Annotated in this window: 15 protein-coding genes; 8 read left to right on the forward strand and 7 right to left on the reverse strand. The window is 62.4% G+C overall.

What is annotated here, in order from left to right; all coding sequences use genetic code 11:
* Nucleotides 1-579, reverse strand: a complete 579-nt coding sequence (locus DQG19_RS12935) for a TetR/AcrR family transcriptional regulator (RefSeq protein ID WP_116126682.1) — start codon at nt 577-579, stop codon at nt 1-3.
* Between the two features lie 184 nt (nt 580-763).
* Between DQG19_RS12935 and DQG19_RS12940 the strand changes: the two genes are divergently transcribed.
* The 4 genes from DQG19_RS12940 (at nt 764) to DQG19_RS12955 (ending at nt 8992) form a co-directional block, all read left to right on the forward strand.
* A complete protein-coding gene (locus DQG19_RS12940) occupies nt 764-2521 on the forward strand; it encodes a S41 family peptidase (RefSeq protein ID WP_116126683.1) in 1758 nt (585 codons plus the stop codon).
* 280 nt (nt 2522-2801) lie between these two features.
* A complete protein-coding gene (locus DQG19_RS12945) occupies nt 2802-5489 on the forward strand; it encodes a carbohydrate-binding protein (RefSeq protein WP_116126684.1) in 2688 nt (895 codons plus the stop codon).
* Between the two features lie 323 nt (nt 5490-5812).
* Nucleotides 5813-8188 (forward strand): GH92 family glycosyl hydrolase, encoded by a 2376-nt coding sequence (locus DQG19_RS12950; protein WP_116126837.1) that lies wholly within the window; start codon nt 5813-5815, stop codon nt 8186-8188.
* Between the two features lie 555 nt (nt 8189-8743).
* Nucleotides 8744-8992, forward strand: a complete 249-nt coding sequence (locus tag DQG19_RS12955) for a hypothetical protein (protein ID WP_116126685.1) — start codon at nt 8744-8746, stop codon at nt 8990-8992.
* Between the two features lie 336 nt (nt 8993-9328).
* Here the strand turns inward: DQG19_RS12955 and DQG19_RS12960 are convergent, their stop codons facing one another.
* The 3 genes from DQG19_RS12960 to DQG19_RS12970 form a co-directional block, all read right to left on the reverse strand.
* On the reverse strand, nt 9329-9562 hold the full coding sequence (locus DQG19_RS12960; RefSeq protein ID WP_116126686.1) for a hypothetical protein: 234 nt from the start codon (nt 9560-9562) through the stop codon (nt 9329-9331).
* Between the two features lie 79 nt (nt 9563-9641).
* Complete coding sequence (locus DQG19_RS12965; RefSeq protein ID WP_116126687.1) at nt 9642-10766, reverse strand: PQQ-dependent sugar dehydrogenase; 1125 nt, start codon at nt 10764-10766, stop codon at nt 9642-9644.
* Nucleotides 10767-10877: 111 nt separating this feature from the next.
* Nucleotides 10878-12515: an alpha-amylase family protein gene (locus DQG19_RS12970; RefSeq protein ID WP_116126688.1), complete on the reverse strand. Its 1638-nt coding sequence runs from the start codon at nt 12513-12515 to the stop codon at nt 10878-10880.
* Between the two features lie 328 nt (nt 12516-12843).
* Between DQG19_RS12970 and DQG19_RS12975 the strand changes: the two genes are divergently transcribed.
* Entirely contained in the window at nt 12844-13803 is a 960-nt protein-coding gene (locus DQG19_RS12975) for a TIGR03885 family FMN-dependent LLM class oxidoreductase (protein ID WP_116126689.1), read from the forward strand.
* A 350-nt stretch (nt 13804-14153) separates the two neighbouring features.
* Here DQG19_RS12975 and DQG19_RS12980 read toward each other — a convergent pair whose 3' ends face one another.
* Entirely contained in the window at nt 14154-16412 is a 2259-nt protein-coding gene (locus DQG19_RS12980; RefSeq protein WP_116126690.1) for a hypothetical protein, read from the reverse strand.
* A gap of 220 nt (nt 16413-16632) precedes the next feature.
* Between DQG19_RS12980 and DQG19_RS12985 the strand changes: the two genes are divergently transcribed.
* The 3 genes from DQG19_RS12985 (at nt 16633) to DQG19_RS12995 (ending at nt 17911) form a co-directional block, all read left to right on the forward strand.
* A complete protein-coding gene (locus DQG19_RS12985) occupies nt 16633-16878 on the forward strand; it encodes a hypothetical protein (protein WP_116126691.1) in 246 nt (81 codons plus the stop codon).
* A gap of 115 nt (nt 16879-16993) precedes the next feature.
* Nucleotides 16994-17380 carry a hypothetical protein gene (locus DQG19_RS12990; protein WP_157974490.1) on the forward strand — a complete coding sequence of 129 codons (387 nt, stop codon included), beginning with the start codon at nt 16994-16996 and terminating at the stop codon, nt 17378-17380.
* A gap of 30 nt (nt 17381-17410) precedes the next feature.
* Nucleotides 17411-17911: a hypothetical protein gene (locus DQG19_RS12995; protein WP_116126693.1), complete on the forward strand. Its 501-nt coding sequence runs from the start codon at nt 17411-17413 to the stop codon at nt 17909-17911.
* 441 nt (nt 17912-18352) lie between these two features.
* Here the strand turns inward: DQG19_RS12995 and DQG19_RS13000 are convergent, their stop codons facing one another.
* Together DQG19_RS13000 and DQG19_RS13005 are read right to left on the reverse strand one after the other, a co-directional pair.
* On the reverse strand, nt 18353-18784 hold the full coding sequence (locus DQG19_RS13000) for a hypothetical protein (protein ID WP_157974491.1): 432 nt from the start codon (nt 18782-18784) through the stop codon (nt 18353-18355).
* Between the two features lie 250 nt (nt 18785-19034).
* Nucleotides 19035-21566, reverse strand: coding sequence for a ribonucleoside-diphosphate reductase subunit alpha (locus tag DQG19_RS13005; RefSeq protein WP_116126695.1), 2532 nt, complete (start codon nt 21564-21566; stop codon nt 19035-19037).
* Between the last annotated feature and the right edge of the window lie 52 nt (nt 21567-21618).

Raw genomic sequence — 21618 nt, forward strand, 5'->3', positions numbered from 1 at the left:
TTAAATTTTGATGCTGTTCCAGGCCATTTCGTAGGCGGCGTCGACCCGTGCCGGAGTGAGCTCGCAGTAGCCCCGCTCCTGCATGTTCAGCAGGAAAGCGACGGGGTATACGGTGTAGGCGTACAGCAGGTAGGGCGACACCGGTCGAATGCTGCCCAGCTCCTGCCCCCGCTCCCAGAGGTCGAGTAGCGGTTTCAGGTGCCTCAGGCCCTCCTGCCGGCTGGCCTCGTCGATCATCGGCGTATTGTCGCACTGGCTGAGGAAGAGGGCCTGTTCCACTTCCCGCAGCTTGAAGTCGGCGATGTTGTACCATATCTTCCGAAAGTCGGCTTCTACGGAATCCGTCTCTTCGTAATCCCGGAAGGCCGAGACGCTGAAGGCCGACTTTACCTCCAGGTAGACTTGGTTGATGAGGTCCTGCTTGCTCTCAAAATAGCGGTAGATCGTACCCGCCGACACCCCCGCCAGCTTGGCGATCCGGGCCATTGGTGCTGCGTGAAAGCCGCTGTTGTTGACCAGGGTGATCGTGGCGCGCACCAGGGCCGCTCGCTTCACTTCGCCTTTTGGGGTGGTACTCATGGTTGCTGGTTGCTGGTTGCTTTCAGTAAACGTACAAAATGAATGAACGTTCATTTTTTTATCGACGCGGCCGCAGGTGCGGGGAAGTACCGGAGCCCCCGGACCGAGCGGCCTCCCCCGGCGCGGGGTGTCCGCGATTGCTTCCGCCCGCCCGGCTAACTGCGGGATTAGCTAACTTCGACGGATGCGCTTCCTTCCCGTCTGCCTCTTGTTCTTGCTCTGTGTCTCTACTGGCTGCCGGCACGAGTCAGAGCACTCCGAAACTGACAACCTAGTCGCCTTCGGTCGACTCGTGGGATACGTCCGTTTCTTTCATCCGACGGAGGCCGCCGCGGAGCTGGACTGGGATAAGTTCATTGCGTACGGATGCGAGCAGGTTATCGGCTGCCGTACCTCCGAGGAACTGGAAGCTCGACTGAACCGGCTGTTTTTTCCCATTGCCCCTACCCTGGTGCTCGGATCTCCTGACCAGTTGGATGACGGCGCTCCCCCACCCCTGTCCGCCGATACGGTCTATACCTTCTGGCAGCACCAGGGGGTAGACCTGAAGACGGACCAAAACGGCGGAGCTTACGCCAGCCGACGCGTTGAAGTCCGGCACGGAAGGCTGCAGGATAGCCTCTTCGCGGCCGTACCGCAGCGCCGCGTAGTGGTACGGCCGCTGAGCCGTGACCTGGTATGCCGCCTCCCCCTCGTTCTGCCCGTGGAGGAAACCGCCCCACCCAATTCAGCCGATTCACTGACCGCGCTCATGGCGAACATCGCGCCCTATTCGTTCGACGCCCGGCGACCGGAGAGCCGGTTTGCGAATGTCATTACGACCTATAACGTACTCCGGCATTTCTATCCCTACTTCGACGTCGTGGAGGTCGATTGGCCGGAAGAGATGCGCCGGGCCCTCATCCGGAGTGTGGCGGACCGTACCAAAGCCGATCACGTAAATACGCTGCTCCGCATGACCGCGGCCCTGGACGACGGGCACGTCCAGGTCAGGACGGAATCCCAGGAATACTTCCCCCCGATCTACTGGGAGTGGATCAACGATACCCTGACCATCACCCGCGTCGTGGATACTACCCTTGACATCAGCGTCGGACAGGTAGTCACCGGCATCGAGGGGATGTCCGTCGACGAATACTTCAGTGACGTAATGTCCATCCTATCCGCCGGGACCGATGGCTGGCGGGCGTACCGGTCGCAGCGGCAATCCCTGAGCGGCGACCGCAGCAGCCCCTTTCCCATCGAAGTCGACGGGGTGCTCCGTAGACTAACCCGGCATATCCCGCTTTTCGAGTATTACCCATTGACCAAGGTGAATCAGACCCAGCATCGTTCCTATCCGGACGGGATCGAATACGTCAACCTGGACATGATTTCAATGGAGGAGCTCACTGATCTACTCCCCGAGCTCAGCCGGGCCAGTGGCTTACTGTTCGACCTGCGGGGCTACCCGAACGGAAACCACGGGCTGATCAATCATTTAATGACCCAGCCCGATACGGTCAGCGCCTGGATGAAAATCCCACAGATCGTCTACCCGGATGGCGAAGAGCCGGTCGGCTACAGCCCCCGAAACTGGATCGATTTCATGCAGCCCCAGGCTCCCTTCCTGGGCGAGCGGCCCGTAGTATTCCTGACCGACGGCCGGGCGGTCAGCTATGCGGAGAGCTTCCTCGGGTTTGTCAAAGGATATGGACTTGGGACCCTCATGGGTCAGCCCACGGCCGGCGCCAACGGGAACGTCAATACCCTCCATTTGCCCGGGGAGATATCAATCACCTTCACGGGGATGCAGGTGACCCAGCACGACGGGAGTCGGTTGCACGGGGTGGGCATTCAGCCCGACGTATACCTGGAGCGGTCGGTGGCGGGAGTCCGGGAAGGACGGGATGAGTTCCTGGAAGCGGGGCTGAATTACCTGAGGGACCGGCGAAACAAATAGAATCCGGCGGGCACGCAGGTGCGGTGGAGAAAACCTACGAATACTTTGCGGCCGGGCACATTAGCCGCTTGATCACCTCTTTGCTGCTCTATCTACCCAATATTTTAGGGTAAAAGCGACAAAAATTCGGAGGAAAGCTCGCTAGTTTTTCTATTTTACATCGGTTGCACACCGGATCGGCCGGCCGGAATCGCGCGGTAGCGTACCGCACAGCCCGGACGGCATCCAGTGAATAACAATTCGATCATTCCGATCCTACCATTCACTTAACCCAGTCATCATGCACAACTTTTTTTACTCTCTACTGGCCTGCGCGCTGGTGGCGCTGGCCGGTTTGTCCGGCGTACAGGCGCAACAACTCGCCTTTCCCGGAGCGGAAGGCTTCGGCCGCTACGCGGTTGGCGGGCGCGGCGGCGAAATCTACCACGTCACCAACCTCGACGACGCCGGGCCCGGCTCTTTCCGGGACGCCGTGAGTGAGCCCCACCGTATCGTGGTCTTCGACGTGGCCGGCATCATCAACATCTCCTCCCGCATCGTGGTGAAGCACCACGTCTACGTGGCCGGTCAGACGGCCCCCGGCGAGGGCATCACCGTCTACGGCAACGGCCTGGCCTTAAATGAAGACTCCGGCGACAACATCATACGCTACCTCCGCATACGGATGGGCAAGAACGGCGACAGCGAAAAAGACGCGGTAGCGGTGTCGGCCAACAAAAACTACATCTTCGACCACGTATCCATCTCCTGGGGCCGTGACGGAACGCTCGACGTCAACGGCAACGGCATCGACAGCCTCACCTTTCAGGACTGCATCATCGCCCAGGGCATCAACAATACCAACCACTCGACCGGCGGGCTGATGCAGAGTGGAAAATGGTCGGTGATCCGGTCGCTCTACATCGACAACAAAACGCGCAATCCGAAGGCACGGGGCAGCCACGAGTTCATCAACAGCGTACTCTACAACTGGGCGGAGAACGGCTACATCGCGGGCGACACCGAGGGCCGCTCGGAAGCCAACCTGCTGGGCAACTACTTCATCTACGGCCCGTCGAGCGACGCCAATTCCCACATCACCCGTACCACTCCGGCCTTCCACGTTTACGCGGAAGACAACTGGGTAGACCGCGACAGCAACGGCACCCTGGACGGCTCCCTCCTGACGGACTACTTCACGGCTACGGTAGTGGATACGCCCTTCGACTATCCCGGAGTCGACGAGTTACTGTCGGCGCAGGAGGCCGTGCACCACGTAGTAGATCACGTCGGTGCCTCGCTACGGCGGGACAGCGTCGACAAGTTCCTGATCGACGAGCTGACCTCCTACGGCACGAAGGGGCAGATCATCAACACCGAAGACGACAATGGCATCACCAACAACGTCGGCACCGTCAACGGCGGGCCCGTCCCCCCCGACACCGACCGCGACGGCATGCCCGACGCGTGGGAGATCGAGCGCGGCCTCGACCCGAATACGCCCGACGATGCGGGCGACGACGACCAGGACGGCTACACCAACATCGAGGAATACCTGAGCTGTCTGGTCAGTGGCGACAGTGCCTGTGCTTTCAACGTGGTGGTGGACTGCAACGGCGACATGGACGGGACCGCCTACTACGACGAATGCACGCGTTGCGTAGGCGGCAACACCGGCCTGGAGCCCTGCACCACCGACTGCAACGGCGACCAGAACGGAACCGCCACGATCGATGACTGCGGCGTATGCAGCGGCGGAAATACGGGCATCGTGGCCTGTACCGATGCCCTGCAGGCGGAGGATTTCTGTACGGCTACCGGAGTCGCGGAAGCGAGCAACGAGGGTTTTCTCGGTGACGGGTACCTCAACCTGGACAACGAGATGAACGCTACGGCCACCTGGTACGTGGTCGCGTCGGAAGCCCAGACCACCACCTTCCAGGTGCGTTACGCCAACGGTTCGGGCACGGCCCGGGGCCTGAACGTACTGGTCAACGGACTGCAGCAGGGGACCGTCAGCGGCGGCAAAACCCAGGGCTGGACCACCTGGCTGGAAGAAAGCGTGTTGCTCACCCTGCGGGAAGGGCCCAACGAGATTGCCCTCCAGGCCAATACGCCCGATGGAGGGCCGAACATCGACCTGATCGCCTTTGCCAGTCCCACCGTATCCGTATCCGCCTGTACGGACTGTAACGGCGACGTGGGCGGTACCGCTTTCTTTGACGACTGCGGCGAATGCATAGGCGGGTCGACGGGAGCCACGGCCTGCGTTATCGACTGCAACGGCGACCCCGACGGCACGGCCTATGTCGACGAATGTGGCGTGTGCGTGGCCGGAAACACCCCCTACCTGCCATGCACTTCGTCGCGCGAAGCGGAGGAAGCCTGCTACGTAGACGGCATCACACTGGAGTCGGTCAACGAAGGATTTTCGGGCGAAGGCTACGTAAACACCGATAATGAGACGGGCGCCGCGGTGGTGTGGCAAGTAGAAAGCGCCGTTGGCGACAGCACCACGCTCACCTTCGTGTTTGCCAACGGCGGTTCGGGCAACCGGGACGGAGAACTGTACATCAACGGCGACAGCATCGGCGTGGTAGCCCTGCCCGCTACGGGGGGCTGGACAAACTGGACCACCGTAAGTACCAACGTCTACCTACGGGCGGGAACCAACGTCATCGAACTGGTGGCCACCTCCGGTGGCGGCCTCGCCAACCTGGACGTACTACACTTCTCGCAGGCGGTAGCGAACGCGCCCTGTGACCTCACGTCCGTAACGTCGGGCAGTGACGACTACCCCCTCGAGCTATACCCCAACCCCACGGACGGGACGGTCACCTTCTCCGCCGCTACCCGCTGGGAGATCCACACGATTGACGGCCGGCGCCTCGCCACGGGACAGGGCACCCAGGCGGACCTGGCCGACTTTGCTGCCGGACTGTACATTATCCGCACCCCATTCCGGGCGTATAAGGTGGTAAAACGATAGGGTACCGACGGGGGGCGCCTCCCGGCGCCCCCCGCTACCTATAACGCTCCCGTACCGGGCCGGTACTCATCCCGCGGTTGCAGATCGAACGGTAGTTCCTGGACCTGCCGCCGCGGCGTGGTTCAGCACTATGCCCGTGCGGCGGTACGCCGGGATCCGGTCGCGGTGCCCCGGGCCGACATTCCCGAAGGCACGGACACACCTACCGACCGCGGTACGCGTCTGGTCATTCCCGCCGCCAACCAGACGCTTTGTCGCTTAGTCTGCTTGATTAGCCGCGGGCTCACGCTATTTTAGCCGTCCACGCTTACAATATGTCGTTCATGAACTATTCCTTTCCGGCGGTTTTGCTGGTTCTGGCCGCGTTGCTGATCCCGGAAGCACCCCACGCGCAGGACGTACTCTCCTACGTAGACCCCAACATCGGTACGGCGCACAGCCGCTGGTTCTTTTACACCCCGGCGGCCGTACCCTATGGCATGGCCAAACTGGCCCCCTCCACCAACGGCCACTACGGCAATGCCTCGGGCTGGGAAGCCGTGGGCTACGACACCCGGCATACCTCGATCGAGGGCTTCGTACACTTTCACGAGTGGCAGGTGGGCGGCGTGAGCTTCATGCCCACCGTCGGCGATCTCCAGGTGACGCCCGGCGACCTCGAGGACCCCGCCAGCGGCTACCGCTCCAACTTCGATCCGAGTAATCAGGTGGCCGAGCCCGGCTACTACCGCGTGCGGCTCGATGACTACGGCATCACCGCCGAACTGACGGCCACCCAGCGAGTTGGCTTTCACCGCTACACCTTTCCCGCGAGCGACCGGGCACACATCCTGCTCGACATCGGCAACACCCAGGGAGAAAGCGGAGAAGTGAAAGGCGCCAGCGTCCGGATGGTGGACGCGACCCACGTGGAAGGCTTCGTAAGTACCTACCCCAAGTACGTAAATACCTACGACCCCGGTGGCGAGGTGAATATGTACTTCTTCGCGGAGCTCAGCAAAGCCCCGGCCAGCGTCGACGCCTTCTCGGCCACGGGCACCCACCCCGCCGGTCGGGAGGCCACCGGTAAGGGAGCGGGGCTCGCCCTGAACTACCAGACCACGGAGGGGGAAACGATCGAACTGAAGGTCGGCCTTTCCTACACCTCCGTCGCCAATGCCCGGGCCAACCTGCTCGCCGAGGCCCCTGCCCTCACCTTCGACCAGGCCCGTAGCGCGGCCCAGGCTACCTGGACGCGCGAACTGGGCAAGATCGCGGTCGAAGGTCCCGACGAGCAGGACAAGACCAAATTCTATACGGGCCTGTACCATGCCCTGCTGGGCCGCGGCGTCGCCAGCGACGTCAACGGCGACTACCCCCGCCACGGCGGCGGGATCGGTCGCCTCGAGGCCCACGGCTCCGGGCCCCGCCCCGAATTCATCAATACCGACGCCATCTGGGGGGGGTTCTGGAACATCACCCAACTCTGGGCCCTGTCGTACCCCGAGTGGTACGGCAACTACGTGAATACCGAGCTGCAGGTATACCGCGACAAAGGATGGTTCGGCGACGGACTGGCCAACAGCGAGTACGTCTCTGGGGTCGGCACCAACTTCGTGGGCCTGGCCGTCGCGGCGGCTTACCAGGTAGGTATCCGCAACTACGACGTAGACCTGGCTTACGAAGCCGTTCGCGCGAACGAACTGAATTACCGCGACCGGGCCTTCGGCTCGGGCAAGATGGACGTGAAGGCCTTCACCGAATACGGATACGTCCCCTTCAGGGACGAATACAGGACGTACGAAGGGGAATGGTTCCGGACGGACTCCACCGGCTCCTACTTCGCCAACTCCCACACCCTGGAATACAGCTTCAGTGCCTTCGCCGCCGCCCAGATGGCCAAGTCCCTGGGCAAAACCGAGGATTACCAGCGACTGCGTGAGCTTTCCGAGGGCTGGAAGCTGATCCTGAACCCGGAAAACCAGCTTATGCAGCCCCGGTTGGCAGACGGCAGCTTCGCGCGCAACTTCGACCCCTACGAGCCGTGGCGCGGTTTCCAGGAGGGTAACGCCATGCAGTACACCTTCTACGTACCGCACGACCCGGCCGGACTCGTAGGAGCCCTGGGCCGCGAGACCTTCAACGAACGCCTCGACAGCATCTTTACGGCCTCCGCCAAGACGGGATTCGGTGGCGGCAAGGAGATCGATGCCTTTGCCGGGATCAAGGCCATCTACAACCACGGCAACCAGCCCTGCCTGCACATCAGCTGGCTGTTCAATTTCTCGGGCCGGCCCTGGCTCACCCAGAAGTGGACGCGCCGGATCTGTGACGAATTTTACGGTACCGAGCCCATCCACGGCTACGGCTACGGTCAGGACGAGGACCAGGGCCAACTCGGTGCCTGGTACGTCATCACGTCCCTCGGTCTGTTCGATGTGAAAGGCTTTGCCGATACCCGGCCTACTGTGCAGTTGGGCAGCCCGCTGTTCAGCAAGGCGACCATCCAGCTGGGCACCGGAAACGAGTTGGTAATCGAAGCCCGAAATACCGCCAAGGAAAACGTCTACGTACAGTCGGCCGAGTTCAACGGCGCGCCGCTAGACAATTGCTGGCTCTACCGCGACCAGCTGATGGAGGGCGGCCGGCTCGTCTTCACGATGGGCAACCAGCCCAACAAAAACTGGGGCACGGAGACGCCGCCGCCTTCGGCGCAGTAACGGACAGGGTTACGGAGCGTACCGGTCCGCCAACCTTGGCCGCTGTTGCAGGATTTGCACCGCATCCCGCGTGCGCGACAACCAGGTAAAACGCTTGACCGACCGACATCTGGAGTCCGGCCGATTTGCGTTTGGCCGGATCCCGAAATATACCAGGGTGGAGCAGCACTATCCTGCTGGAATACCCGGTCTTATACAGGAAAATACTCCGATCATGCGAGATCAATTTCGGCTCTTACTCCTGTCGATTACCCTACTGGTCTTGCACAACGGAGCGGCCGGGCAAACCGTGGTCTTCCACGACGTAAGCGTCGGTCTCAACCACACCCGCGTCCCCCATACCGGCGCACTTGGCCGCGGAGGATTTTACACTTCCAGTTCAACCTCAATCCCCTCCGGGACGATTCCACGCCGCAAAAATTCTGCCTCGCCTCCTCGGTACGGTACGCCAGACGAAATTTCATCCTTGCGCAGGACGGTTCGGGCCGGTTCGGCACCTCCTTTATCGACTTGGGCCTCGGCCCTAAATTTTCGGGCCAGGCTATTGACGTACAATTGAAGGGGCAACTGGCCGTACCGATCAGTAACTCGGCGGATAAATCCCCGTCCCTGTACACGAGCGATGACCCGGACGGAGCATTCGCCGCGCTGCTCGTAGAGATTTACCTGAAGGTTTCCGAGCGCGTGCACGTGGGCGGCGAAGTCAGTTTGCTATCGACGGTATACATGTCGCACACCAGCCCGGGATCCCTTGATTCGAACGGCCGGCCCGGCCTGCCGTCCACCTTCGGTCATAAGCTTTAGTGGGTGGGCGTCAACGTGAAGTACGTGCTGCAACCTACGTCCGTAGCGCCCCGGCTGGGCGTGCTGTAGCTATTCCGCCTGCATCGGTCTTGCCAAGTAGCGGAATCGCATCGGGGTGGGTCGCCGATCTGCGGACGGGCCGGAAGATCCGAGAACTTTTCATTTACTACACGTGTGGTATACGTTGTAGTAGCCCGCTACCCCGATACTTTCCGACGCCGAATTACGGATCCTGCAGTACCTCCGGAAGTGCCGTGCCGTGTGCCTTATAAGCGCGGCCGCAGTGTTACTAAAGGCCACTCCGAACTAATGGGCTAAGTACCACCGCAATGCACTCTACTCCTCAACTTTCCAAACGACCGCATTCCCGTCCGCGTCCGTAACGACCACTCCGGCGGGCAACGAAGGAAGGGCCTCGGAACTTACCGTCCCGATCGGTTCCATCTTCAGCGGCCGGACATTTTGCGTATCTCCATTGCTTGCCTCAACGCCGGGGGGCGGGGTCGACATCCGGAAGGCCAGGAGGGAAAAGGCGGTTAGTGATATCGATAGGTAGTGGAAGCGGTTCATACGGGTAATATACAACCTGTTACGCGCTCCTCAGGCCACCGAATTGTCTGCGGTTGGCCGTGACCACTGTATCCCGGGCTTATTTCCCGTCCATAAAGGGCCGCAGGTGAAAGAGTTGTCCGTTGTCCGCGTCGGTCAGCACGTACAGGGTGCCGTCCGGCGCCTGCACCACGTCGCGTACGCGGGCCCCGATAGGGATGCGCTCGAGTTCCTCGGCCTCGTCTCCGTTCACGGCCACCCGAACAAGGCCGCCGGCGGTCAGGCCGCCGATGAGGGCGTTGCCCCGCCAGGCCGCGAATACGTCGCCGGTGTAGAACACCATTCCGGAAGGAGAAATCGTGGGCGACCAGTACAGGGCCGCGTCCGCAAATTCCGGGCGGGTGGTCGGGTCGGGGATGTTCGTATCGTCGTAGTTCTTGCCCCAGCTGACCACGGGCCAGCCGTAGTTTTCACCGGCATGGACCTGATTCAATTCGTCGCCACCCATCGGGCCCATCTCCGTCACCCACAACTGGCCGGTGGCCGGATCGATGGCCGCGGCCTGGATGTTACGGTGGCCGTAGGAGTAGATCTCGGGCAGCGCGCCGTCCTCGTCGGCGAAGGGGTTGTCTTGCGGTACGGTGCCGTCGTTGTTCAGCCGTACCACGGTACCGAGGTGATTGCTCAGGTCCTGGGCGGGCTCGAACTGAAAGCGCTCGCCCATGGTGAAGTAAACCATGCCGTCCCCGGTGAATTCCATGCGTCCGCCGAAGTGATTGGGCCCCTTCATCTTGTAGTCCTGCACGAAGAGCGTCTCGAAGTCCTCGATGTGGTCATCCACCCACCGGCCACGACCGAAGGCGGAGGAAACCATCGAGTCCTGCCCCGGATCGGAAAAGGACAGGTACACATACTGGTTATCGGCAAAGTCGGGGTCGAGGGCCACGTCCAGCAGTCCCCCCTGCCCGTAGGCCAGTAGCTCCGGCAGTCCCGCCACGGGTTCCGACAGCGTCGAGTCGGCCTCCAGGATGCGCAGGCGGCCCGGCCGTTCGGTGATGAGCATGCGCCCGTCGGGCAGGAAGGCCATCCCCCAGGGGTGCTCGAGACCATCGACGATGGGGACGATCTTGATGGCACCGGCTTCCGTCAGTGCCTGCCCTTTCTGGGCGAGGAGGGTACCCGATAGCAGGCAAAGGAACAGCGGAAGGACTCGTAGGATGTGCATAGCTAACTTTCCTATACAATAGCAATCCACCCAAAGGGTTCAGGAGAGGCGGGGCCGCGGGTACGGTGCCCCCGGCTTGTGGCAGGAGCGTGGGCGGGTGGCACGGTCACGCTACACCTTCCGTAACCGGAACCACCGGTAGCCGTAGGAACCCAGCCGCACCTGGTGTCCCCCCTTCTCGCCGGGTTCCAGTTCGATCACTTCCCGCAGGTCGAGCAGGTTGGCCTCCGCTTCGGGCCCCTTCTTAAGGGTCACCACGATCGGGCGGTTGCTGAAGTTGTGGAATACGACGACCACTTTCCCGCGAAAGGTGTAGCGCAGGCCGAGTACCGCGGGTTCTTTCGTCTCGATCAGTTCCCATTCCCCGTAGCCGATCTCGGGGGTTTCCTTGCGCAGGCGTACAATCTTCTTTGTCCAGTTCAGCAGGCTGTCGGCGTCCCGCATCTGGTTCTCGACGTTAAGCAACGGGTAGGCGTAGGCGCCGTCTCCGATGACGGGGTGGACGAGCTGTTTCTCAGCGGCCCGGCTAAATCCTCCGTTGGCTTCGTCGCTCCACTGCATGGGCGTGCGCACGGCGTCGCGCTCGTTCAGGCTCAGGTCGTCGCCCATACCCAGTTCGTCGCCGTAGCGCATCACGGGCGTTCCGGGCAGGCTGAACATCAGGCTGTAGGCCAGTTCGATGCGTGGCCGCTCGCCGAGCATGGGGGCCAGGCGGCGACGGATACCCCGGTCGTAGAGCTGCATGTCCTTTTCCGGACCGAAATGAGCGAACACTTGCTGCCGCTGTTCCTCGGTGAGCCGGCCGAGGTCGAGCTCGTCGTGGTTACGCAGGAAGTTGCCCCACTGCGCCATGGGCAGGTCGGTACGGGTATCCTCCAGCGCCTCACGCAGGGCGGTCGTGTCTTCACTGGCCAGGGCATGGAAGAGGAACTGATTGACGTAGAAGTTGAACATCATGTGCAGCCCGCCTCCGCCCTCCCCGAAGTACTTCTTGGCCTGCCTGGGGGCCACGTTGGCCTCGCCGAGCAGGATGGCGTCGCCCCGGTGCCACTGCAGGAAACGGCGCAGGTCCTCCAGGATCTCGAAGCGGATTTCGGCCTCATCCAGTTTGCCGGGCCCCTGGGTTTCCAGCACGAAGGGTACGGCGTCTACCCGGAAGCCCGCCACGCCCAGGGCGAGGTAGTAGCCGATCACGCGGTGGAGCTCCTCCCGTACGGCGGGATTGCTCACGTTGAGGTCGGGCTGAAATTCGTAGAAGCGGTGGAAGTAATACTGCTGCGCCTTGCGGTCGTACGTCCAGGTACGCTCCTGTACGCCCGGGAAAATGATACCGTCCTCGGCGTCCGAGGGCTTCTTGTCGCTCCACACGTACCAGTCGTGGTAGGGGTTGTCCTTCCCCTTCCGCGCCTCCTGGAACCAGGGGTGCTGATCGCTCGTATGATTGATGACCAGATCGATGATCACCTTGATGCCCCGGTCATTGGCCAAGTCCATAAACTCGGCGAAGTCGCCCGGCGTCCCGTGGCGGTGGTCCACGCCGTAATAGTCGCTGATGTCGTAGCCGTTGTCCCGGTTCGGCGTCGGCTGGAAGGGTGCCAGCCAGATTACATCTACACCTAGCCCCTGCAGGTAATCAAGCCGCGCGCTGAGGCCACGAAAGTCCCCTACCCCGTCGCCGTTGCCGTCCATGAAGGTTTCCAGGTCGAGGCTGTAGATGGTGGCGTTCTTGTACCAGTAGTCGTCTATCATGGGTGAATTGGTGCGTCGCTAAATGGGTGGTCTACCGTGTTACCTGTAGAACCGGTGGCCCGCGGGGCGGGAGACGGCCCGGGGAATGATGAAACGAAGGATTGGTGCGTTGGTGCGTTAGTGCATTACTGAATTGCTGCGTTGCCCGGCGGGTGGGTGTCCCTCGCTTCCCGCGGCCCGGGGCGGCAACGCAAACCCATAGCGCTCCGAACCTACCCGAGCGAAGCGGGGGGCAACTGCCACGCAACGCAGCAATTCACCAACGCAGCAATACACCAACCCCAAACAAATCCCCACCCCCCTTGCTTACTAAGCAAACCCTTCTCCCTTGGCCACCTTCGGATACCAGATCTCCCAGGAACAATTCGACCCCCGACACCTCCTACAACTCGCCAAACGTGCGGAAGCCGCCGGTTTTACGGAGCTCGCCACCTCCGATCACCTCTTCCCGTGGAGCAACGCCCAGGGACATTCCGGCTTCTCCTGGAGCTGGCTCGGCGCGGCCCTGGAAGCCACCGACCTGCCCTGCGGCATCGTAAATTGCCCCTACGAGCGCTATCACCCGGTCATCATCGCCCAGGCGGTAGCTACCCTCTGTCAGATGTATCCCGGCCGCTTCTGGCCCTGCTTCGGCAGCGGCGAGTTCCTGAATGAGCATATTACCGGCAACCACTGGCCCGAAAAGGACGCCCGCAACCGGAAGCTGGCGGAGGCCGTCTCCATCATGAAGCGGCTCTGGGCCGGCGAACGGTTCACCCACCGCGGCGAGTTCATCACGGCGGAAGAAGTGCGCCTGTTCACGCTGCCCGAGGAGACGCCCCTGGCCGTCGGGGCAGCCATCACCGCCCGTACCGCGGCCGAGATCGCGCCCTGGGCCGATGCCCTATACACCGTCTGGAAACCGCACAACAAGCTGGACGACGTAATCGATGCCTTCCGCAACAACGGCGGCGCGGGCAAGCCCCTATACCTGAAAGTCGACCTCTGCGTGGCCCCCACCGAGACGGAAGCCCGCAAGCTCGCCCACGAGCAGTGGCGCACCAACATCGGCACCGGATCGGTACACGGGGAACTGCGGACGCCCGAGCAATTCGAGGCGGCCAGCCAGTTCATCGGCGAGCAGGAGGTAGCCGACAACATCCGGATCACCCTCGACCCCGAGGAACACGTCGAACTCATCAAAAAGGATATCGGTCTGGGCTTCGACAAGATCATCTTCCACAACGTGGGCCTGAATCAGGACTACTTCCTCGACTTCTTTGGTAAGGAGGTACTACCCCGCTTGTAGCGCCCCCTCGTTTACCGCCTTACGACGCGGCCGGGCGGCAGCCCCGTTCGGTCGGTCTTCAGCGTACAGGAAGATTCGTGCAGCCGAAGGCAACCGTGGCGTTTGACACGCCCTCCGGCAGCCTACCCTGGTGGGGCAGGACGTCGTAGGTAGCCACCGGCCAGCAGCCGGATCTTCAGCCTGGTAGTGAGCAGGTCAGGGCATTCCCCTGCGGCCAGTTGGCGCCGAGTAGGGGAACATGATACGTTGCTTCGGAACCCTGCAGGCCCGGTGCCCCGAGAATGACGGTGCTGCTTCCGGTTCGGTTCCTTACCTGCCCCGTGGTGGGCGCGGGCGCAGGTGCAGGGGGATCAGAACACGGTGATGCGCTTGCGGACAATACCGCGTTCCGTGCTCTCCAACCGGAGCACGTATACACCTGCGGCCAGGCCGGCGATCGCGATCGGGTTGTTGGACGCGTGGGGGTCCAGACGCCCCTCGCTCACCGCACTACCCGAGCTGTTGAAGAGCTGGTAGCGGGCCGTACCTCCGGAGAAGCCGGCGGCCAGCTCGTGGTCCATGGAAACGTAAACCACCCCGCGGGCCGGCACCGGATGCACACTGACGCGCGCACTGACGGCATCGTCGTGTACGGAAGTGGTTACCCCCTCCACGCTGACCATGTTGCTCGGCCCGGAAGGACAGTCGGCGCCCTTCACCCGTGCCGTGTAGAAGCCGTTGCGCAGTGGCTGGTAGTACCGTCCGGAGCTTTCGCCTTCCAGCTCGTCCTGGTAGTACCAGAGCAGCGGGCCGGGCCGGGAGGCGGCCAGCGTGGTAGTGGATTCGTTGTACTGGATCACCGGCGCGTCGGGCGGCGTAAGGAAGGTCAGCCGGCCCACGGTGGCGGGGCTCAGGCAGTCGTTGAAGCCCTTCGTACGGACCGTAAACCGGGTGGGCTCGTAGGTCGGATATACCCGTACCACGTCGTCGGCCGTAGAGCGTTGCTCGTAGTAAGCGTATTCAAAGGTCCAGAAGTACTCCTGGGCGAAATCGCTGACCGATAGCTCGACAATATCCGTCGTGCAGGTATCGATCCGGAGGCCCTGATCGACCGTCGGGGCCGGGGGTGCCGGCGCGTCCACCGCATACAGTTCCAGGGGCGCGGAAGGCTCGGAGAGGCACTCGCTGTTCGGCTCCGTGGCGTACGCCACGTAGGTACCGGGCTCGGTCACGATCAGTACCGGCGTCGTATCGCCCGTGTTCCACACGATCGGGGTGCCATAGGGAGATTCGGCGCGTAGTTCCACCGATCCGCCGGTACAGATCGCGCGCGTCAGGGGATCGATGATGTAGGGGATACCTCCGTAGTAGCTCTCGTTCAGGTAGAAGGGCGGGCTCACCGGCCCGGGGCAGCCCGTGGCGTCCTCGATCCGGTAGGTGTACTCACCGCTCTGCGTCACGTAGATCGTGTCGCCGATCTGCCCGTTCGACCAGCGTACCGTCCCGCCCTCCGGTACGCTGCCTGCGGGCAGCGTTACCAGCAGGGGTTGCCCGGTGCAGATCGTCGTAGGCCCGCTGTAGGCCGGGGGTACCGCGCCGCCGGGGCAGAGGTACAGCAGACGCAGCAGGTTGTCGGTGGTGAGGTAGGCAAGTCCTTCCCCGCCCACCTTCTCCAGTTCGCGTACACTCTCACCGTTGTAGGAGGGGGTAGCGTAGGGATTGATGGTCTGAACGGACAAGGGGGCCAGGGTGGTCAGTTCGAAGGTGTAAAGGTTAAGCCGACCGTTGTAGTATTCGCGGGCCAGGTAGTACAGCCGGTCACCGATGGCGTCGGGTTCGACCCCCACCGGAGCGTACTGATCTACCCCCTCCAGGTAAAGGGTGGTCAGCGGAGTGGGTACGCCGCTCTCCACCATGGCGATCTCGCCACTGGGCGCGTAGAGGCGCTGGTTCATGTACTCCAGGCGGCCGACCGGGAGGTAAATCCCGCCGTAATAGGTGCTATCCGCCAGTCCGGTGTTCGTCACCCACAGTTGCTGCAGCTGGTACATGGCTTCCTGATCGATTCCCAGCAGGACGTTGTCCAGGTCGGTGTACACCAAGCTACTGGCGGCCGGGTATCCGGTAGCCAGGTCGGGCAGCTGCCGCCCCTCATCAAAGAGCACCGTACCGGTGGAGCGGGGGTAAAAGTCGAAGAGGTGACGGCGCGCCACCGCGAGCAGGTCGTCGCTACCGCGTACGGGCAGCAGGTCGGCGGCGTAATAGGGGCCGTCGTTCGCCTCTTCCCCGCCCACGCTGAATTCCAGGTCGATCCGGTTGGTCAGCAGGCTGAACCGCCGGATCAGGTTCTCTCCCCGCAGGGAGATGTAGAGGTAGTCGCCCGAGGTGGTGGCGACCACCTGCACCGGATCGGCACCGATCGGGTAGCTTTCCACGACCGCACCGGTCTGCAGATCGATCCGGCAAAGCGTATTTCCGTCCGCTGCCCCAGCGGACCGGACGGCGTACAGGGCGTCCCGGGCGGGGACGTATTCCAGATCGGCGAAGGTTCCGGGAGCCTCGACTATTCGTTGTGCGGTGAGGGGCGTAAAGAGCAGGAAAATACCGAACAGTGCGGCGACGTGCTTCATAGTGTGCGTAGTGGGTTGGTGGATGTGAGGGTACGAAAATATCTCCCCGCCCCACGCCACGCACAAGAATATTGCGTACCACAAAACTTTAACTAAACCACTGAAGCCGTGGGTTATGCGGCGGGGCCGCGGGTGCAGGGCCGGGGTAGGTAAATCGACTCCTTTGGTAGCGTAGCCTCAGTCACGATCCCGCCCTAACTTACAGGTCACTCCACCCGCTATGCTACTCCGCCTGCCCCCCCTGCTGGTCCTACTATCGGTGCTGCTCGCCTGCTCCCCCGATCCGCCGCCGTCCGACGTCCCTTATGACCACACCCTGGTCGACTCCCTGGCCTCCCTGCGCGCGGATTACGCCGCGCTCCGCCGGCCCCAGGCCCTGGCCCGCGCCCGCCGGCTGCGCCCTCTACTACATGCGGCCGGTGTACCCTGCCCGATCCGCTACGGGCCGAGGGTTACCAGTACCTAGCGATGCTCCACTTCGACCGGGGACTGTACGTAGACAGTATCGGGCTGTTCGCGGAGCTCAGTACCGCCCTCCTCAGTCCGTAAAGCCCCCTGTCAACCGGGCCCGGCAACTCCTGTTGAGGACCTACGAGGGATACTTTCAGCGCAAGTGGGTCGAGATCGACATGACCGCCGCCCTCACGATGGACCTTCTTGAAGCGGACGGACGGGAGTGGACGGATCTGTATCCGCAGCTGTTGGTAAGCCAGGGAATAGCCAGAAAAAAGTACGCCGATCAACTGTTCCGGCAGGATCCCGCCGGTACCGGGCACGCAGCGGTTTGGCGGGAAGCCGGAGACATCTTCCGCCGGGCCCTGGCCGTATACGGCGACAACGGTTCATCACGCCTTCGGCAGGCCTACGAAGAACTGATCGTGCTGGCGGCCCGCCCCTGGGCCATCGATTCCGACGCCCCTACCCTCCTGGCCGGCTTTCCCTGCGGCCCCGATACCACGGAAGCTTAGGTCGGAGACTGTACTCGCCTCCGGGGCTACGTGTACCTATTCACTTCCCAACCGGACAGCGCTACCCACTACTACCAGGAGGTCCTCAACCGCTCCCGCGTCTTTAATTACAAGTACTACGGTGAAGCAGTGTACTACCTGATGACGAACGCGCGGGCCCACGGCACCTTTGGATACGCACGCGATCTTGTGCGCTCAGGCATGGTAGCGTCGGGCTGCTGCCCGGACGATCGCCTGACCACCGACGAACTGTGCCTGGAGAGTAGCGGCTGCATTTACTCCCTCTCCGCGCTGGCCGACCTACACCTGGAAGAATATACTGCTAGCCGCGACCCGGAGAACCTGGCCACCGCCGCCAGCCTCAGCGATTTGGCGCTGCAGAGTTACGTAGCTTCCTTTCCCAGCCTGCGGGAAGAGGCCGCCCTGAACCAGTTGCTCGTCATCAGCCAGCGCCTGCTGGACGTAGTGCTGGAAGTGGCCGTCGCGGGAGCGGCCAACACGCCCGGCCCCACTGCACCAGTACATCCATAGGGTTTGTTCCGCCCGTAGCGGAAGTAGCGAATGCCCGCGCGCAAGGATATAGTACGCCACCGAAATAGTGGCGGGTGCAGAAGTCTGTGAGCGTAGCAATGCTGTCCGTCGTATCCGCTTCGACCGTTTCGGTGAGGGGGGGAGCCGGTTGAGAGCGGATCGATATCGTAGATGAGGTGAAGGAAAAAGGGTTCTTCCGCGGAGGCCGGAGCGGCCAGTGGGGTGCCATAGCCCTGGATCGTGGGCGGGAGCGTGCTGTACACTTCCACCTCCAATACGCGCCGCATACCCGGGGGGACCAGGAGCGTGGTCACGTTACACTCATACGGCCGGCTGCCACGCAGCGGCTCTCGTCGCACATCGGATGTCCGGACATCCGATGTGCGACGAGAGCCGCTGCGTGGCGACAGATAAGCAGGACGGTAGCGGGGCGGCACCGGATCAGTTGGGCTGGCTCTGGATCCGCAGGCCATACGCGCAGGGACCCCGGGTACAGGAGTACATCTTGACCTGGGTGACGTACGCTCCGCTGATTTCAGGCGTGAAGGTGATGATGGGAAAGGAGTCATCCTTGCCATCGTACTTCAGCAGGGTTCCCGAACCATCGTACAGGCTCAGATCGAGGTCGGGGCAATCCTCGTCGCAGACCGCGTAAATCTGGTAGGTGTAGCCGAAGTTCAAGTAGACCTGATCGTAGTCAGAGGCCCCCTCTTGGAGATTGCCGCAGTCGGTGAATGCCGTAAAGGGATACCCACCGCTGACGAGGGTGGCGGTGTAGGAGATCAACTGGTCGTTGACGGAGGAGCCGGAGCACTGGCCGTGGCCGCGCACGCAGGCCCCCAGCACTAGTAGGACTGAAAACAAGGTTTTCATAGGATAAGACATAGTACGGTGAACGGGATGCAGCAGGGAGGGCCGCGGCAGCGGGTCGGGGTATTGGGCTGGGGCGGATCGGCACCGGCTGTCTGCCCCGGTGCGCGCGTAGTGATTAATCCCCGCGCAGCACCTGGGTAACCCGGCCACAAAAAACATTCCCGGGCACAAAAAAACCCGCGGCGATTACGCCGCGGGCTGAGAATGTGGAGTCAAGAAAATGTCCTAGTGTCTATCTAAAAATACTTCGTTAGGCGCTGCAGGCGATGCAGTCCGGATCGTCCAGGCTGCACGTCTTACCGACGGCGGCGGTCTGCTCGGCGCTCAGTTCCTCGAATCCCTTCGCGGCCGCGGCGGCCTTGGGGGCGACGGTCTGGGTTTGCGGTACGTCACCGGCTACGGTAGCCACGGGGGTATCATCCTGGGTGGCGGCGTCCGGGGATTGGCCCTGCACCTGCGCGCGCGCACCCTGCTTGACCTGTCCGTCACCGTCGTCGCTCTGGCGGACGAGCTGGTCCTTGTCGACGGTGAACTTGATGGCATCGCGGGCGGCCTTGGTGCGCAGGTAGTACATGCCGGTCTTCAGGCCCTTCTGCCAGGCGTAGAAGTGCATGCTGGAGAGCTTGCCGAAGTTGACGTTCTCGACGAAGAGGTTCATCGACTGGCTCTGGCAGACGAAGGCGCCGCGGTCGGCGGCCATATCGATGACGACCTTCTGGCTTACTTCCCAGACCGTCTTGTAGAGGTCGCGGAGGTGCTGGGGTACGTCGTCGAAGTCCTGGATGGATCCGTTGCTCTGCATGAGGCGGTTGCGCATCTGGTTGTCCCAGAGGCCGAGGCCGATGAGGTCGTGCAGCAGGTGCTTGTTGACCACCACGAACTCGCCGGAAAGGGTGCGGCGGGTGTACATGTTCGAGCTGTAGGGCTCGAAGCACTCGTTGTTGCCAAGGATCTGGCTGGTGCTGGCGGTGGGCATCGGCGCTACGAGGAGGCTGTTGCGCATGCCGTACTTGGCGAGGTCCTCCTTGAGGCCGGCCCAATCCCAGCGGTCGCTCGGGGTGACGCCCCACAGGTCGAACTGCAGGTTGCCCTTGCTGGCGGGGCTGCCGGGGTAGCTTTCGTAGTGGCCGAGCTCCTTGGCCAGGGCGATCGATTCGGTACAGGCGGCGAAGTAGATGGCCTCGAAGATGTCCTTGTTGAGCTGCCGCGCCTCGTCGCTGTCGAAGGGCATGCGCAGCATGATGAAGGCGTCGGCGAGTCCCTGCACGCCAAGCCCGATGGGGCGGTGGCGCATGTTGGAGTTACGGGCCTGCTCGATCGGGTAGTAGTTGCGATCGATCACCTTGTTGAGGTTGCGGGTGACCACGCGGGTCACTTCGACCAGCTTATCGAGGTCGTACGCGCGGGTATCCTCCTTGACGTACTTGGGCAGCGCCAGGCTGGCGAGGTTACACACGGCTACCTCGTCGGGGCTGGTGTACTCCAGGATCTCGGTGCAGAGGTTGGAGCTGCGGATGGTGCCGAGGTTCTGCTGGTTGCTCTTGCGGTTGGCGGCGTCCTTGTAGAGGATATAGGGGGTGCCGGTCTCGATCTGGCTGTCGAGGATGGCGAACCACAGCTCCTGCGCCTTGACGACGCGGCGGGCGCGGCCGTCCTGCTCGTATTGGTGGTAGAGCGCTTCGAACTCGCCGCTGTGGGCGTCGCAGAGGCCGGGGGCCTCGTTGGGGTCGAAGAGGCTCCACTCGGCGTCGTCCTTGACGCGCTGCATGAAGAGGTCGTTCATCCACATGGCGTAGAAGAGGTCGCGGGCGCGCATCTCCTCCTTACCGTGGTTCTTTTTCAGGTCGAGGAACTCGAAGATGTCGGCGTGCCAGGGCTCCAGGTAGACCGCGAAGGCGCCCTTGCGCTTGCCGCCGCCCTGGTCCACGTAGCGGGCCGTATCGTTGAAGACCTTCAGCATCGGCACGATGCCGTTGGAGGTACCGCCGGTGCCCTTGATGTAGCTGCCGGTAGCGCGGATGTTGTGGATGCTCAGGCCGATGCCGCCGGCGCTCTGGCTGATGCGGGCGCAGCGGCGCAGGGTTTCGAAGATGCCCTCGATGGAATCGTCGGTCATGCTCAGCAGAAAGCAGGAGCTCATCTGCGGCTTGGGCGTACCCGAGTTGAAGAGCGTGGGGGTGGCGTGGATGAACCACTTCTCGCTCATCAGCTGGTAGGTCTGGATGGCGCTATCGATATCGTCGAGGTGGATGCCGACGGCCACACGCATGAGCATGTGCTGGGGGCGTTCCACCACGGCACCGTCGCGGCGCATCAGGTAGCTGCGCTCCAGGGTCTTGTAGCCGAAGTAGTCGAACTCGAAGTCGCGGTCGTAGATGATGGCCGCGTCGAGCTTGCGCTTGTTCTTGCGGATCACCTCCATGGTATCGTCGCCGATGAGGCCGGCGGGGTCGCCGGTCTTGGGATCGACGTAGGCGTACAGGCCTTCCATGGTGGCGCTGAAGCTCTTGTCGGTTTCCTTGTGCAGGTTACTGATGGCGATGCGGGCGGCGAGCTGGGCGTAGTCCGGGTGGACGGTGCTCATCGAGGCGGCGGTTTCCGCGGCCAGGTTGTCGAGCTCCACGGTGGTGACGCCGTCGTACAGGCCCTGGATCACCTTTTTCGAGACCGTGATGTGGTCGACGAAGTTTTCATCCAGCCCGTAGCAGAGCTTTTTGATGCGGGCGGTGATCTTGTCGAAGGAGACGTCTTCTTTGCGTCCGGAGCGTTTTATTACTTGCATTGTTTATTTGATATGCGATAGACGATAGGCGATACTCGATTTTTGATTTGGC

The organism is Lewinella sp. IMCC34183, from assembly GCF_003390915.1.
Taxonomy (GTDB): Bacteria; Bacteroidota; Bacteroidia; order Chitinophagales; family Saprospiraceae; genus Neolewinella.